Origin of the sequence: Caballeronia sp. S22 (genome assembly GCF_964261745.1) — a bacterium.
Classification (GTDB): Bacteria; Pseudomonadota; Gammaproteobacteria; order Burkholderiales; family Burkholderiaceae; genus Caballeronia; species Caballeronia jiangsuensis.
Genome location: NZ_OZ180037.1, coordinates 344,242 through 359,414 on the forward strand (window position 1 = coordinate 344,242; position 15,173 = coordinate 359,414).

Annotated in this window: 10 protein-coding genes; 4 read left to right on the top strand and 6 right to left on the bottom strand. The window is 62.3% G+C overall.

The window, feature by feature from the left end:
* Positions 1 to 326 precede the first annotated feature (326 nt).
* Together ACEN42_RS25295 and ACEN42_RS25300 are read left to right on the top strand one after the other, a co-directional pair.
* Positions 327 to 2,702 (top strand): penicillin-binding protein 1A, encoded by a 2,376-nt coding sequence (locus tag ACEN42_RS25295; RefSeq protein WP_371884720.1) that lies wholly within the window; start codon positions 327 to 329, stop codon positions 2,700 to 2,702.
* A gap of 286 nt (positions 2,703 to 2,988) precedes the next feature.
* Complete coding sequence (locus ACEN42_RS25300; protein WP_238212427.1) at positions 2,989 to 4,200, top strand: GDSL-type esterase/lipase family protein; 1,212 nt, start codon at positions 2,989 to 2,991, stop codon at positions 4,198 to 4,200.
* A 70-nt stretch (positions 4,201 to 4,270) separates the two neighbouring features.
* Here ACEN42_RS25300 and ACEN42_RS25305 read toward each other — a convergent pair whose 3' ends face one another.
* Positions 4,271 to 5,479: a hypothetical protein gene (locus ACEN42_RS25305; RefSeq protein ID WP_371884721.1), complete on the bottom strand. Its 1,209-nt coding sequence runs from the start codon at positions 5,477 to 5,479 to the stop codon at positions 4,271 to 4,273.
* Positions 5,480 to 6,572: 1,093 nt separating this feature from the next.
* Between ACEN42_RS25305 and ACEN42_RS25310 the strand changes: the two genes are divergently transcribed.
* Positions 6,573 to 7,136 carry a serine O-acetyltransferase gene (locus ACEN42_RS25310; protein ID WP_187606933.1) on the top strand — a complete coding sequence of 188 codons (564 nt, stop codon included), beginning with the start codon at positions 6,573 to 6,575 and terminating at the stop codon, positions 7,134 to 7,136.
* Positions 7,137 to 7,345: 209 nt separating this feature from the next.
* Positions 7,346 to 8,731 (top strand): murein biosynthesis integral membrane protein MurJ, encoded by a 1,386-nt coding sequence (gene murJ, locus ACEN42_RS25315; RefSeq protein ID WP_371884722.1) that lies wholly within the window; start codon positions 7,346 to 7,348, stop codon positions 8,729 to 8,731.
* Positions 8,732 to 8,780: 49 nt separating this feature from the next.
* Here murJ and ACEN42_RS25320 read toward each other — a convergent pair whose 3' ends face one another.
* The 5 genes from ACEN42_RS25320 to ACEN42_RS25340 all read right to left on the bottom strand — a co-directional run bounded on the left by ACEN42_RS25320 (position 8,781) and on the right by ACEN42_RS25340 (position 15,167).
* Positions 8,781 to 10,715, bottom strand: a complete 1,935-nt coding sequence (locus ACEN42_RS25320) for an acyltransferase family protein (protein ID WP_371884723.1) — start codon at positions 10,713 to 10,715, stop codon at positions 8,781 to 8,783.
* Positions 10,716 to 10,838: 123 nt separating this feature from the next.
* A complete protein-coding gene (locus ACEN42_RS25325) occupies positions 10,839 to 11,849 on the bottom strand; it encodes a polysaccharide deacetylase family protein (protein WP_371884724.1) in 1,011 nt (336 codons plus the stop codon).
* 5 nt (positions 11,850 to 11,854) lie between these two features.
* Positions 11,855 to 12,937: a hypothetical protein gene (locus tag ACEN42_RS25330; protein ID WP_238212433.1), complete on the bottom strand. Its 1,083-nt coding sequence runs from the start codon at positions 12,935 to 12,937 to the stop codon at positions 11,855 to 11,857.
* Between the two features lie 47 nt (positions 12,938 to 12,984).
* Positions 12,985 to 14,004: a hypothetical protein gene (locus ACEN42_RS25335; protein ID WP_371884725.1), complete on the bottom strand. Its 1,020-nt coding sequence runs from the start codon at positions 14,002 to 14,004 to the stop codon at positions 12,985 to 12,987.
* A complete protein-coding gene (locus ACEN42_RS25340; RefSeq protein WP_371884726.1) occupies positions 14,004 to 15,167 on the bottom strand; it encodes a glycosyltransferase family 4 protein in 1,164 nt (387 codons plus the stop codon). Before ACEN42_RS25340 ends, ACEN42_RS25335 begins: the two co-directional genes overlap by 1 nt.
* Between the last annotated feature and the right edge of the window lie 6 nt (positions 15,168 to 15,173).

Sequence of the window (15,173 nt, forward strand, 5' to 3'; positions counted from 1 at the left end):
AGCTTCGTTGGAGAGACGTGATCTCCCGCCGCGAAGAGGTCGAAACTTTCATAACACCCTTAGTAATTTGTGTTTTTCCCGAGAGGACCGCAGACCGGCCCGATCCTTCTCGAACAAAAAGGCTACATGTTTTCTGTAGAACAGGACAATAGGGAAATGTTTGCGCTGAGAGAATCAGGGTTTTCCCGCGAGCGATCACGCCAGCGTAGCCGTGACGCATCGCGAGGCGCCCGCACGCCGTCACCCCGATGACAAATTTGCGAAAGACCTGCTGAAAAATTACGCTACGATTCAGGGTTTTCCATGTCCGGGCATCCCGTTTCTTTGTGACCGCGTCTGATTTCAAAGCCCTGGCCAAGGCGATTCTGGCTCGCCTCGCGTCGCGGCTGCGTCCGCATCTGCGGCCGCGCACGCTGCTTCTGCTGCCTGCCCTCTTCCTGCTCTACGTGCTGGTGCTGATTCCGTTCACGCCCGGTATCCGCGATATCCGTAAGGCAAAGGTCGACCAGCCCGCGCAGATCTATTCCGCCGATGGCAAGCTGCTCGCGGAGTTCAAGCCGACGCATCGCGAATGGGTGAGCCTCAAGGAAATCTCGCCGCAAGTGATCGACGCGCTCATCGCGACGGAAGACCGGCGTTTCTATCAGCATCACGGGATCGATTTCAGGCGCACCGCGGGCGCGGCGCTGCATACGTTCTCGGGCGACCGCCAGGGCGGCTCGACGCTCACGCAGCAGCTCGCGCGCAATCTGTATCCCGAGGAAATCGGCCGCTCGCAGACGCTCACGCGCAAGCTGAAGGAAGCGATCACCGCGTTCAAGATCGAAGCGCTCTATTCGAAGGACGAGATTCTCGAAACCTATCTGAACACGGTGCCGTTCCTCTACAACGCGTACGGCATCGAAATGGCCGCGCGCACTTACTTCGACAAATCCGCGGGCCAGCTCGACGTGCTCGAGAGCGCGACGCTCATCGGCATGTTGAAGGGCAACAGCTATTACAACCCGGTGATCAATCCCGAGCGCGCGCTCGACCGGCGCAACATCGTGCTCGGGCAGATGGTGAAGTTCGGCCACTTGCAAGCGGCGAAGCTCGACGCGCTCAAGAAGCGTCCGCTGCGCATCGACTTCGAGCGGCAGACGGAAGAACCCGGCCGCGCGCCGCACTTCGCGCAGCAGTTGCGCAAGTGGCTGATCGGCTGGGCCGACGACAACGACTACAACATCTATTCGGATGGCCTCGTCGTGCGCACGACCATCGATTCGCGTCTGCAGACGATGGCGACGAACGCGCTCGCGCTACAGGGCAATCAGTTGCAATCGATCGCGAATGCGGCGTGGGGCGCAGGGCGAGGACAAGGCGGTTGCGCGAACACGAACGCGGATCTCGCGCACGCGTTCATCCGCGAGACGGATCAGTATCGCGCGCTGCGCACGAGCGGCGCGAACGATGCCGATGCCCTCAAAAAATTCGGCTCGGACGGCGCGTTCATGCAGGCGCTGTGCGAAAACAAGACGCGCGTGCAGGCCGCGTTCCTCGCGCTCGATCCGCGCAACGGCCAGATCAAGGCGTGGGTCGGCAGCCGCGATTTCACGCAGGACCCGTTCGATCACGTCGCGCAGGCGCGCCGCCAGCCTGGCTCGACGTTCAAGCCCTTCGTCTACGGCGCGGCGTTCGAGCGGGGCGCGAAGCCGACCGACACGTTCATCGATCAGGCCGTGGAGATTCCGGTGCGCGGCGCCGAAACCTGGCGTCCGACCGACGATTCGCCGCCCTCCGGCCGCCCCGTGAGTCTGCGCGACGGCATCGCCTATTCGAAGAACCGCATCACCGCGCAACTGATGGAACAGGTCGGGCCCGGACGCGTCGCGCGGCTCGCACGCGACATGGGCGTGCGCGACAGTCATCTCGATGTGGTGCCGTCGCTCGCGCTCGGCACGAGCCCGGTCACGTTGAAGGAGATGGTGTCGGCATACGGCACCATCGCCAATGACGGTAGTTATATAGAGCCGCTGCTCGTCTCGCGCATCGAGAACAAGGACGGCGACGTGCTCGCGCAGTTCGAGAGCGCGCCCGAACGCGCGCTGTCCGTTGATGCGACGCGCAAGCTCGTCGATGTGATGCGCGACGTGATCAACCGCGGCACCGGCACGGCGATCCGCACGCGCTTCGGCATTCGCGCGGACGTCGCGGGCAAGACCGGCACGACGCAGGACAACGCGGACGGCTGGTTCATCCTGATGCATCCGCAACTCGTCGCGGGCGCGTGGGTCGGCTTCAACGACAGCCGCATCACGCTGCGCAGCGACTACTGGGGACAAGGCGCGCACAGCGCACTGCCGATCGTCGGCGATTTCGTGCAGCGCTCGTTGCGTTCGCATCTGATCGACGCACGCGCGCGCTTCGACACGCAGGAAACGCCGGGCCTATGGCAGACGATGACCACCCGCGTGCGGACCTGGTTCGACGAAACGTTCTCGAAAGCGCCGAAGCCGGGCAAGCCGAAGACCGCGCAGACGGCGGCGCAGCCTCCGGCGCGCACGAAGCGCGCGCCTTCGGAGCCGGTGGCCGAAGTGACCGAAGAGACGCCGCAACCGCCGGTGTTCACGACGATGCCGCCGATCCTGCCATCGCTGAACGAAAGCGCGAGCGACACGGCGGCGGCATCGGCGCCCGAGACCGCGTCCGGCGCGCAGCAATAACGCCCGGCGGGCGTCGACCGAAGCCGGTTAGTTGCGGCGCAATCGTTTCAAAATCGCCCTTCCGCCCTTATGCGCGGTCGCGCACAGAGCATGCGCGGAAATGGTGCTTCGATGCATCAAGGCGAAACAAGTCCACCGAAGATTTCGCCGCCACAATGGCGCGCTGTGGCCACACGCGCCAGCCAAACAGGAACGGAAACCTGGCCTTCCAGGGTTTCCCGCTCCACGGACGTCCCCATGTCACGCGATACGTCCTTTCTATGTCCGGCTGGTTTCGGAGAACGAGTTGAACAAGCAATTTCCCCGCGTCAAGCGAGCCCTCGTGGCCACCGCGCTCGCCCTGCCGCTTTCGTCGTCCAGTTTTGCCCAGAGCATCAGCGCGACCCTGCCGTGGACCGGCACGTGGAGCACCGCGCCGATGGCCACGCGCGACGGCGGCTTCAATAATCAGACGATCCGGCAGATCGTGCACACGAGCATCGGCGGGACCGCCGTCGGCGTGCAGTTCTCGAATCTGTATGGCAGCGATCCGCTCGTGATCGGCGATGTGCGTGTCGCGCTACGGGCGAGCGGCCAGCGCACCGTGCCCGGCACCGACAAGGCCGTCACCTTCGACGGGCAGCCCTTCGTCACGATCCCGCCGGGCCGCGTGATGATGAGCGATCCGGTCGCGTTTCAGGTGCCGGCGCTCACGGATATCGTCGTCAGCGCCTATCTGCCGCAGCAGACGCCGAGCGGAACGACCGGTCACGTGGACGCGCTTCAGGACGTGTACATCGCACCCGGCGACGTCAGCGCCGACCCGAACTTCACGGGCGGCGTCGTCAACGCACTCGGCGAGCAGTCTTATTACTACCTCACCGACGTCGTCGTGCAAAACGCCAGTGCGACGGGCGCCGTCGTCGCGTTCGGCGCATCGATCACAGAAGGCGTCGCGTCGCAGCCGAACACCAACGGCCGCTGGTCGAACCTGCTCGCCGCGCGCCTGCAGCAAGCCGGCATGACGGTCGGCGTGCTCAATCAGGGCATTTCCGGCAACGACTTCTTCACGAACGGTTCGGGCGAGGCCGGTCTTACGCGCTTCCAGCGCGACGTGCTCGACCAGTACAACGTGAAGTGGGTGATCATTTCCGACGACGCGGTCAACAATCTGATCGGTGGCGCGCCGCCGACAGCGGCCCGTCTGAACAGCGCGTTCAGCGAGCTCGCGCAGAGCGCGCACGCGGCGGGCGTCGGCGTGATCTGCTCGACGCTCACGCCGTTCGAGGGCGTGTCGTCGTGGACGCCGGACATCGAAGCGACGCGCGCAGCGGTCAACGCGTTCGTCGCCAGCGCCGACAGCGGCTGCGACGCCGTGCTCGATCAGGCCGCCGCGATCGGCGATCCTTCCAATCCGCCCGTCATGCTCGGCGCGTACGACAGCGGCGACAACCTGCATCCGAATCAGGCCGGGATGCAGGCCATCGCCAATTCCGTGAATCTGGGCTGGTTCAAGTAGGCGGCGCGAAAACGCAAAAACGCCATGCGAAAGATGCTCCTTTCGCATGGCGTTGTTCTTTCGCCGTCGATTACGACTTGACGATCGTCGGGTTCTGCACGTTGATGCGCGGACCCGCGTTGTCCCACTGCTCGACGATCAGCGGGTACTTCCACTTCGGATTCGTGCTGCTGATCTGGCCGTTCACGATGTAGCCATCGAGCGACAGACCCTGAACCGCGAACGAACCGCCCGGGCTCGTCGTGTCGACGTGGTTGTTGATCGCGATCGTGACCGTCTTGCTGATCGGACCCGGCAGCGAGCCTAACCACACGTTGATGCCGCCGCCCTTGCAGTTCGCCGTCGTCGGGCTGTTGATCGTGATGCTCTTGAACACGGCCGAGTTGTCGTTCGGTTCGAAATCGAGACCGCACGCCGGCGCCGTGCCGTTGATGTTCTGCCACACCGGGCTGTTGAACGTGATCGTGTCGCCCGAGATGATCGACACGCCCTGGCGACGGCAGCCGTCGGCCTTGTGGTTGTCGACCGTCAGGTTGTACGTCGGCGTGTTCTTCTTGGTCTGGCTATCGTTGATGTAGATGCCGTCGCCCCACGTGTTGATCGTGGTCGGCGCGACCAGATGCACGTTCGTCGCGCCCATGATCGTGAAGCCCATGCCATGCTCGCCGCCCGACGCCGAGTTCAGTTCCTTGCTGCCGTCGAGGTACGCGTTTTCGACGATGACGTTGCTCACGTCGACGATACGCATCATCTGATAGATGTCGGCGTTGTGCGCAAGCAGCTTGATGGAAGCGCCCGACGCGAAACGGATGTGGCTGTTCGTGCGCAGCGTGAGACCCGTCGTGTCGATGCGGACCTGGCCGGAGATCAGCAGGATCTGGCCGACCGAACCGTCGATGGCGGCTTGCAGCGCGGCGCGGTCGTTGGTCTTGCCATCGGCCTTCACGCCGAACGACGAAGCGGCGATGGTGCCGGCGGTGTTATCGGCCGCGGCGGACGTCGAGCTTGCCGGAGCGGCAGGGCTGGCGGGAGCCGCCGCGCTGGCGGGCGCCGCGGAAGAGGCCGAGCTCGCGGGCGTCGCCGTCGAGGCGCCACCGTTGTTGTTCCTTCTTCTCCAGCGATCGGCAACAGAATCAGCCGCGCCGCCGTCGCTGCCACCGCCGCATGCGGCGAGCACGAACGCGCCGCTGCCCGCGATGAGCGAGGTCAACAGCTTGCGACGGGTTGCGATACGGGTGTTGTCTGCCTGGTTGTCTGCCTGAGTGAGGTTCGGAAGCATTGTCTTTCCAATAGGTCGTACGTTATCTACGGGCGAACCGGTTCCTGCAACATCGGTCGCACGCAACGTTTCTTTATGGGCAATGAGATGACCGACGCGAATAGAGCAGGCGCAAACGATTGCGCCGCCCAGCGCTCGACAGCCGCACACGGCGACTCCGAAAGGCATCTCGGCGAAAAACAGTTTCGACTTCGGGATTGAGGAACCAGATATTCCGGAAAACCTGACCAGCCCATGCTCGAACGATCCGGGTACGGCCCGTCGAAGCACTGAAGTCTGACGGCAGTAATTACCGTCTTTTATTAATACTACAGATTGCTACAGAGTATTCCTACCCGTTACTTGTAACAGAATGTACGCTTGTAACTATTCCTTTTATTTTTTCGGCGCTTTATCGCGGCGTATTTTCTCTTTCATTCTTCCAGGAGTGAAATAAACTACGCCGGTTTTAATGTTAATACCGTATATGAATAACACCACTTTAATCCACATTCGATAAGACGATTAATATTCATATGAACATTCGATTTTAAGTACACGAACGTTCACGCAAAGACCCCGTGTCAGGTCCTCGCGGGAGGCCATACAAGGCCTGACGGAGCGCCTTTCGTATGCCGAAACGATCATCAATAGGCTGATTATTTCGCTTCATTTACCGCTCATGCCGCGGACAATTCTCATTTAGCGGCTTCGATTTACCGTCTTCACCACCCCGCATACGCAAAAATTACAAAATGAAAGTGGCTTTTTCTACTTTTCAACTGAGGAATCAGATTTTTGTAAGCGCGGGTTGCAAACTTTTTTTCGATTAAAAAACGAAAGACCCTACGGTGAATACCCCTATCGGGTTTATACCAAGTTACCCTGCTTCTTCTCGTTTTCCCATGTCGGCTGGGCTTGCGGCGGATCTCTAATAATCTGATTAAATAACATCGCGCTATTCAGCAGACAAAATAGATGAAATCGGAAATCCTTTCCGTTGCGAAACAGTCCAGTGTTTCATTGCGCACTGAACTCGATGGCCGCAATCCCTAGTCTTAAGGTCGGGTCGAAACCGCCCCAAGCGTCCACGCAACCAAAAAGACACGCTGCAATGAAGACCTTCGATCTGATCAAAAGCGATCTCTACCGCTACAGCGGCGAGTACAGCTTCATGCTCCTCCTCGAGCAACTAGTGTTGAACGAAGGGTTCAACTACATGTTCTGGCTGCGGCTGGCGAGCGCCGCCTCGTCCCGGCCGGTGCGGCTCGTGCTCAACCATGTCATCCGCCTGAAGCAGCGCAGGTTCGGCTTCGTGATCAGCCCGCGCACGAAGATCGGGCCGGGCTTCTACATCAGCCACGTCGGCTCGCTCGTGGTAAATCCGACCGCGGTCATCGGCGCGAACTGCAACATCTCGCAGGGCGTGACGATCGGATCGAACCACGGCAAGGCGGCGACGATCGGCAATAACGTGTATATCGGGCCGAACGTGTGCATCGTCGAGGACGTGACCATCGGCGATAACGTCACGATCGGCGCGGGCAGCGTCGTGACCCGCGACATTCCGCCGAACGTGACCGTGGCCGGTTGCCCGGCGCGGATTCTGACGGACGATGCATCGCTTCACCGCGCGGCGCGCTACATCATGCGACCCTGGGCGGAACACTCATCGTAAGAAATACCTCTTCCACGCGTTTTCCCTGAAGACAGCACGCGCCGCCATCGGCGTTGCCGGGTGCCTTGGCGAACAGTCGAGGCGCCCGTTTTCGTGCATGCTCGTCACTCTCACGCGAATGCCGCTGGCCTTCGCGCATCCGATCGCATGGCGATTTCGACCCGACGTCCGGCCACGCGACGAAAGGCTCCAACGCAGGAGGAGTACACGTGCTGAGCGCAGCTGTGCAATCGGTAAGACGACGTCTCGGCGGCGTGCATCAGGATCACAAGCGAATCGCGAGAAGCGCGGTCGTCCTGCTGATATTCGTGATCGCCGGGAAATGCATCGGCGCATCGAAGGAAATGGCGATCGCGTATCGCTACGGGATCAGCGGCACCGTCGACGCCTATCAGTTCGCGCTCACGCTCGTAACCTGGCTGCCTTCGATGCTCACGAACGTGCTCGCGGTGCTGCTCGTTCCCGCGCTCGTCTCGCTGAAGGAAGACAAGTCACAACGAGACGGCTTTCTCGGCGAGCTCGAAGGCATCGGGCTCGTCATCGGCCTCTCGTCCTCTCTCCTGCTCTGGCTGTTCTGGCCTTATCTCGCGGATGTCATCGCGGGCAGTCTCGCGGAATCGACGCGCGACATGTGCCGGGCGATGATCATCAGCATGACGCCGGTCGGCCTCTTGACCTTCACGATCTGCATTTCTTCCTCGCGCCTGCAGGCTTCGGGCAAGCACATCAATACGTTGCTGGAATGCGTGCCGGCCATCGGCCTCCTCGTCTTCGTGCTCGCCGCGCGCAACAACACGTCGATCACGCCGCTCGTGCTGGGCACGTCGCTCGGCTTCGTGGTGCAGGCCGCGTGGCTGCGCGTGCTCGCCAAACGCGCCGACGCGATGCCCGTGCTGCCACGCGTCTCGGCACGCGCGAAGCAATGGCCGTCGACGATCCGCTCGATGGGCATGCTCACGATCGGCTCGGTCGTGGCGAGTCTCTGGCTTCCCATCGATCAATATTTCATGGCGCAGCAAGGCGACGGCGCCATCGCGACGCTCGGCTACGCGAACCGGCTGCTCTCGCTCGTGCTCAGCATGGGCGCGCTCGCGATCACGCGGGCGACCTTGCCGATCCTCGCGGAGATTCTTCATCGCGGCGATCATGCGCGCGCGCGCAGCACCGCGTTGAAGTGGTCGGGCATCATGACGATGCTCGGTCTCGTCGGCGGACTCTTCGCTTACGCGCTCGCGCCGTATGTGGTCAAGCTGCTGTTCCAGAAGGGCGCCTTCACGCCCGAAGACACGATCGCGGTCACCACGCTCTTTCGCTACGGGCTGCTGCAGGTGCCGTTCTACTTCGGCATGTGCGTGCTCGTGCAGTTGTTCGCGAGCGAAACGCGCTATCGGGCCATCTCCGTCATTTCGCTGATCGGCTTCGCGACCAAGATCATCGGCAACGTCATTCTCGTGCGTCTCTACGGCGCTCAGGGCGTGCTGCTCGCAACCGGCATCGGCGCAATCTCCGTGCTCGCGTGCTACATCTTCTGGACGCGCTTCGCGCCGCCTTTCACCGGTAACGGTCCGACACCCGATACCGCTACGCCCCAATGAAAAACGGCCTCCCGAGGGAGGCCGCGCGCTTGCATCATCCTGCTGTCTCTCAGCCCTGCTCGAAGACCCGCCGGAACATCGGCACGAGGAAGCGATTGCCGTATTCGCTCATGTGGTGATAGTCGGAATAGAGCGGCCGGCCGTCGTGCGAGCCCATGCATTTGCCGTCCGGGCACAGGAACGGGCGCGGGTCGAGCAGATGGATGCCGCATTGGTCGTGCGCCTGACGCATCGCCTGCAGCAAGCCGCCGTTGCGCTGGGCGTAATCGGACAGCGTGATCGACAGATCGGGCGCGTGCGGGTCCTTCATCTTCTCGCGCGCGAGCATCAGCGGAACATTGAAGTCGAACTCGGGAATCGGCTCCACCAGATAGACCGGCCGGATCTTCGAGATGCGGCAGACCGTCGACAGCAAGTGCTCGCGATACAGCTCGGTGGAAAACGGCGCGGGCGTCTGCGCGGGCTGCTCGGGATTGACGAACGCAAACTCATCCATCGTCGGGCCCGACCAATACTGCGACCAGTGATTGGCGATGATCACGGGCGTCTTCGCGGTCTCGTCGCGGCTCAGGATGTCGATGTACTTGCGGTCCTGATCGAAGCAGTCGCCGTTGCCGCGACGGATGCCGTAGATCGTCGGACAGCCTTCGATCGTGATGAGCAGGACATCCTCCGGCTTGCCGTTGGGCACCGCATCGACGACCGCTTCGGCGATGGCCTCCGCGTGACTGTCGCCGAGGACCACCACGCGGCTATCCTTCTGCTTGTTCGCGACATCGCATGGATCGATCATCATGTGACACTTCGTCCGGTGCGGATTCGTGTCGTAGGTCTCGCTATCGGCGATGAACACGGAACGGTCGAAGCGATTCGGCACGCCCTGGCTCGCATAGATGCTGCCGCCGCCGGCCGCGAGCAGCAGCGTGAACGCGAGAATCGGACGCAGCGTGATGAACCTCGGGAACGCGCGCGCCTCGCCTCGCGACGGCTTTCTCGTCTTCGATTCGACGAGCGCATACGAGATATATCCCATCACGAAGCCGCCCGCGATGGCGCCCACGCGCCAGGGCAGCGAGCCGTCCTTGTCGAAGTACGTGAGCGCGACCACGAACGGCCAGTGCCAGAGATAGACCGAATACGAAATCTTGCCGATGAACTGCGCAAGCGGATTGCACGTGAAAATCGAATGCTTGCGCGCCGCAAGAAGCACGAGCGCCGTGCCGAGAACCGGCACGAGCGCGAGATAGCCGGGCCACGCGTTGCTTTCGTTGAAGGTGAGCGCGCCGTACACGATCATCGCGAGACCGGCGAATTCGATCGTCCGGCGAACGAACCTGCGCGGCGTCACCGGGAACAGGTACACGAGACCGCCCGCGAGCATCTCCCATGCGCGCGTCGGCAGCAGGAAGAACGCGGCCGTCGGCCATTTAGTCGGATCGGAGAGATAGACGCACACCGCAAGCGACGCGAGCGCGGCGCCGATCAGCGCGATCACCGTCCCGCGTTGCCCGAACAGCTTGCGCACGAGCAGAATGCCGAGCGGATACAGCAGATAGAACTGCCATTCGACGGAAAGCGACCACGTGTGCAACAGCCATTTCAGATGCGAGCGGACATCGAAGTAACCCGCCTCACGCCAATAAACGATATTGGAAAAGAACCCGAGGCTCGATCCCGCCGCCTTGCCGTAAGCGCGAAACTCGGAAGGCAGGAACACGAGCCAGCCGAGCACGCCGAGTGCGAAGCAGAGAAACGCGAGCGCCGGAATAATGCGCCGCGCGCGATCGGCATAGAACTCGAGCACCGAGAACCTGCCCTTCTCCATGCGCCTGAAGATGATGCTCGTCATCAGGTAGCCGGAAATCACAAAGAACACGTCGACGCCGAGAAAGCCGCCCTTGAAGCCGGGCACATCGAAGTGAAAAAGGACGACCGCGAGAACCGCGAACGCGCGCAAGCCGTTTATGTCGTTACGGAAATTCATCGCACTTCCCCCTTTGTTCTTATCCCGCGCACGCGCCGACGCACTGCAATGGCCATCGCCAATGCAGCGCACCCGCGGTCCGCGGTGATTTTCTAGTGTCTTGTTACCGTCTTTCGTACTTCGTCAAACGAACAGCCCGAACTCCATCTCCGCAAGCCTGCTCTCTTCCGATTGCGTCGCCCGCGCGACTTCTGCCATGGTCGCGGGCTGCACACCGTAGGTGTCTCTCAGATGCGCATGATGCTTGAGCACCGCTTCGAGCACCGCGAGGTTTTCAGCGAGATTCGCGCCGAAGTTATGCGGATGCCACCACAAGTGAAACGAGCGTCCCGTGCGCGCCGCCGAAGTCATCGACTGCTTGATCCGATGGATGCGCAGCCATTCGAGCGCCCGCTTGTTGCGCGCATATGGACGCAGGAAGCGGCTGGAGCGCACATCGACGAGCCCGCGCGAAGGGTGCGGATCGAAGGCGTGATCGCCTGAGAGATTGATATAGGCATCGGCGAGACGCGCGGCGCGGCGCAGCGCGGCTTCGTCGGCGCGCGATGTTTCGCGATACATCCAGTTGCGCTCGGTGCCCCGGTACGCGATCAGCCCCTCCTGCGCGCAGACCGATAGATACGCGTTGTTCACCTGATTGCGCGGAAACACGATGCTCGCGGGCGGATCGGCGAGACGCCGGATCGCCGCGACGGACGCGTGCATGTCGGCGGCGAATTGCGCCTTGTCCTGCCCCGCTTCGAGACAGTAGTAATGACAGAACGTGTGACTCGCGAGCTCGCTACCTTCGGTATCGACGATCTGCCGCGCGAGCGACAGACCGTAATGGTATGGATCGCTCTTTTCGTCCGCGCCGATCGAATCGAGATAACCGTTCGTGTAAGGGCTCAGTTTCGCGTCGGTATAAGTCGGCCGGACATCGGGCAGATTCGCGAGCAGGTCCTTCTTGTTATCGAAGAGCAGCATGCCGACGGTCGCCCATGTCGCCTTCACGCGATACTTCGTGAACATCGCGAGCATGGCCGGAATCGCCTCGCGCACGCCGAGGATGTTCTTTCCGTATGTAGCGATCGTGCGATGGTCGCGCACGCCCCACATCAATTCGAAATCGAGTGAAATCAGGAAGTAGGACATCGTCGTCAGGGCATCAGGAAGTAGTGATAGACGCCTTCGAAATAACTCTTCGTTGCGTCGGCGGCGACAGCCACGAACACGCCGAAGGTGATGACGAGAACGGCCGCGTTCTTGAACTTGATCTCCGGCGCGAGGAACGGCAGGAGCAAGGGCACGCAATACCAGACGCGGCCCTTCGCGAACGGAAACACGAAGAACGCGACGACGAGATAAACGAACAGGCCGAAATGCATGATCGACAGACGCGTGTAGTTGATCTCGCGCTTCGTTTCAGGCGAACGCCACGACGAGTACAGCACCATGATCGACGCCATCGTGTAGAAGAACAGCAGCGCCAGCAGCTTGATCGTGAAGTTTTCCTGATAGCCGGTGTATTCGTCGATGCGGCGTCCGCCGTAGGTCGCGAACAGGAACTTCGCCGCCGACGCCAGCACGATAGCCGTCACGCTGACCACGATGAGCGAGCGCTTCTTCTCGCCGCCGAACCCCGCGGCAAGGAGCAGCGCGGTCGGCACCGCGAAGGTCGTATGCACGAAGCTCGCGAGACCCATGCCGAGCGTCGGGCGGTTGAAGCGGCAGGCGAACAGCATCGCGATCGCGAGCCCGAAGCCCTGGCGGATCTGGAACAGTCCGACGGTCGCGAGCGCGTACGGAATGACGAGCCACAAGAGCAGGCCGATCAGCGGCCGCCGCGTCTGCAGCAGCGAATACATCACGATCAGATTGAGCAGCACCACCGTCGTGCGAATGCCGCCTTCGGGCGTCACGCCGAACGCGTTGAGCAGAATGACCCACGAGCGCCAGCCGAGCTCCTCGGTGATCAGGCTGATGAGAAAGCCCATGTCCGACTCGCGGTTCTGATAGAACTGCACGAGCCAGTGCCAGTCCGTCGAGCGGAAATACTGGATGTACGCTTCCTGGTCGAAGATCAGCCCGACGCTGCGCTCGCGGAACGCGACGATCGAAATCGCGGCGGTCGCCAGCACCAGGAACGCCCATCCGGAGGGCGTCATGAAGTACGCGAATCCGCGTATCCGCTTCGCGGGTGCAACTTGCTGCGCGGTGTTGTCCATTGTCGTTGATTGCATCGTATTGGCCTTGTTCCGCTTTAGTTATTGTCCTTGGGCGCGGGCTGTCATGGCACGAGCCTCAGGTTGGTGACGACGATCTTCGGTCCCGCCTTGTCGTAATCGATGCTCTCGACGGTGGAAAGCCGCGGGCTGACCCATGTCGGCGAATGGCTGGCGATCTGCCCGGATACCTTGCGCCCGTTCAGCTTGAGCGCCGACACCGCGAACGCCGCATCGCTCGCGCCTTCGTCGCGATGATTCGTGATGCCGATATCGATATGCTTGGGCATCGGCCCGACGATCTCCTCCAGCCAGACGATGATGCCGTACCGGCACTTGCGCGTCGTCGGATTGACGATGCGGATGTTCTCGAGAATATCCGCGTTGCTGTTCGGCTCCGCGTCCAGCCCCGCTTCCGGCTGCGTGCCGCCGATGTTCTCCCACAGCGGATTTTCGAACACGATATTGCGTCCGCTGATGATCGACACGCCCTGTCTGCGGCAGCGGTCCGCATGATGATTCACCACGCGAATGCCGCTGCTGTACTTGTATCCGACGTTGTAGCTGTTCGCGATATAGATGCCGTCGCCCCAGCATCCGACCGTCTTCGGCGAGATGAGCGTCACCTCGGTGCTGCCTGCGATCGAAAAGCCCATGCCGTGGCCGTTCTCGCGCAGCTCCGGCTTGGCGGCGTTCAGCTCCTTGCTGCCGTCGAGCACCGCGTTCTCGACGAGCACGTTGTTCACGTCCCAGATGCGGAAGATCGAATAGAACGACGTGTCGTGCGGCAACAGCTTGATCGACGCGCCCGGCGCGAAACGCACGTGACTGTTGCGACGCAGATCGAGCCCCTTCTCGTCGATGCGGCACCGGCCCGTGATCAACAGCGTCTGATCGACGGACCGGTCGATGGCCATTTGCAGCGCCACGCGATCATTGGTCTTGCCGTCGCCCTTCACGCCGAACGACTTGTCGGTGACGACGTCGCGCCGCTCGGCCGCGCGCGCGTTCAGGCCGAGCGCGCCCGACCCGCCGGCCACGGCGCCCATCAGCAGCGAATGGATCACGCGTCGCCGGTCGACCATTACGCTTTCTCTCCCGTGATCGTGCGTCGATAAGCCGTGCTCTTGCTTTCGTCGCCACGCGAGCGCGCGCCGAGTTGCGCGAAGATGGCGTCCCACTGGCGCAGGATCGCCGGCGACGAGTAGCGTTGCCGCACCGAAGCCGCCGCCTTGCGTCCGAGTTCGACGCGCAGCGCTTCGTCCGACATCACGCGCCGCAGCGCATCGATCAGCGCGGCCTTGTCGCCGGGCGGCACGAGCACGCCGTCCTGACCGTCGCGTGTGAGCTCGCGCGGACCGCTCTTGCAGTCGAACGCGACGGTCGCAAGTCCGAGCGCCATGCCTTCGAGCATCGCCATCGGCAGACCTTCATAACGCGACGACAGCACGAACGTATCCGAGCGCGCCATTTCTTCCCAGGGACTCGTGGTCTTGCCCGGCATCAGCACGCGTTCGCCCATCTGCAACTGCGCGACCTGCGCTTCGAGCACCGCGCGTTCCGGGCCTTCGCCCCAGATCCACAGGTCCCAGTCGGGAAACTCGGGCGCGAGCGTCGCGAACACGTCGATCAGCAAATCGAACTGCTTCTGCGTGTTCAGACGCCCAACCGCGACGAGCCGCTTGCGCGCGCTCTTTTCGACGGTTTCGGGCTGCAGCAGCAACAACTCGTCCGGCAGCGGATTGGGCACCACTTCGATGCGCTTCACGCGCGGCACCATTTTTCTGAACGATGCCTCCATGTTGTCCGTGAGCAGCGTGAGCAGATCGGCGCTCGGATAGACGAAGCGGCACATCTGACTCATGAGCTGCGAGCGGCCATCGGCGGAAGGATCGATGTGCTCGCACGCGATCACCGGAACGCCCAGCCCGCGCGTGGCGAGAATCGTCGTGATGTTCACGTTCGAGAGAAACGACACGACGACATCCGGCGCACTCTCGCGGATCAGCCCGCGCAACGCCCGAAAGCGCGCGGGATATTGCAGCATGCGCGCGCCGGCCTTCACGCGATCCGCGAGAAAGATGCAGCGCACGTTTTCGGCGAGCGGATAGAAGCACGCGCCGCGGCCGCTGTACGTGATCACGAGCGTCACGGTGTCGCCGCGCTGCGCCCACGCATTGACGAGCGAAGCCGCGACGCGCTCGGCGCCGCCGCTTCCCATCGAACTGACGACGAGCATGATTTTCATCGTCGG

Bases quoted from the DNA above. Each gene is read 5' to 3' on its own strand.
- ACEN42_RS25305 (WP_371884721.1), bottom strand. From the start codon at position 5,479: ATGCTTCCGAACCTCACTCAGGCAGACAACCAGGCAGACAACACCCGT.
- ACEN42_RS25310 (WP_187606933.1), top strand. From the start codon at position 6,573: ATGAAGACCTTCGATCTGATCAAAAGCGATCTCTACCGCTACAGCGGC.
- ACEN42_RS25320 (WP_371884723.1), bottom strand. From the start codon at position 10,715: ATGAATTTCCGTAACGACATAAACGGCTTGCGCGCGTTCGCGGTTCTC.
- ACEN42_RS25325 (WP_371884724.1), bottom strand. From the start codon at position 11,849: ATGTCCTACTTCCTGATTTCACTCGATTTCGAATTGATGTGGGGCGTG.
- ACEN42_RS25330 (WP_238212433.1), bottom strand. From the start codon at position 12,937: ATGCAATCAACGACAATGGACAACACCGCGCAGCAAGTTGCACCCGCG.
- ACEN42_RS25335 (WP_371884725.1), bottom strand. From the start codon at position 14,004: ATGGTCGACCGGCGACGCGTGATCCATTCGCTGCTGATGGGCGCCGTG.
- ACEN42_RS25340 (WP_371884726.1), bottom strand. From the start codon at position 15,167: ATGAAAATCATGCTCGTCGTCAGTTCGATGGGAAGCGGCGGCGCCGAG.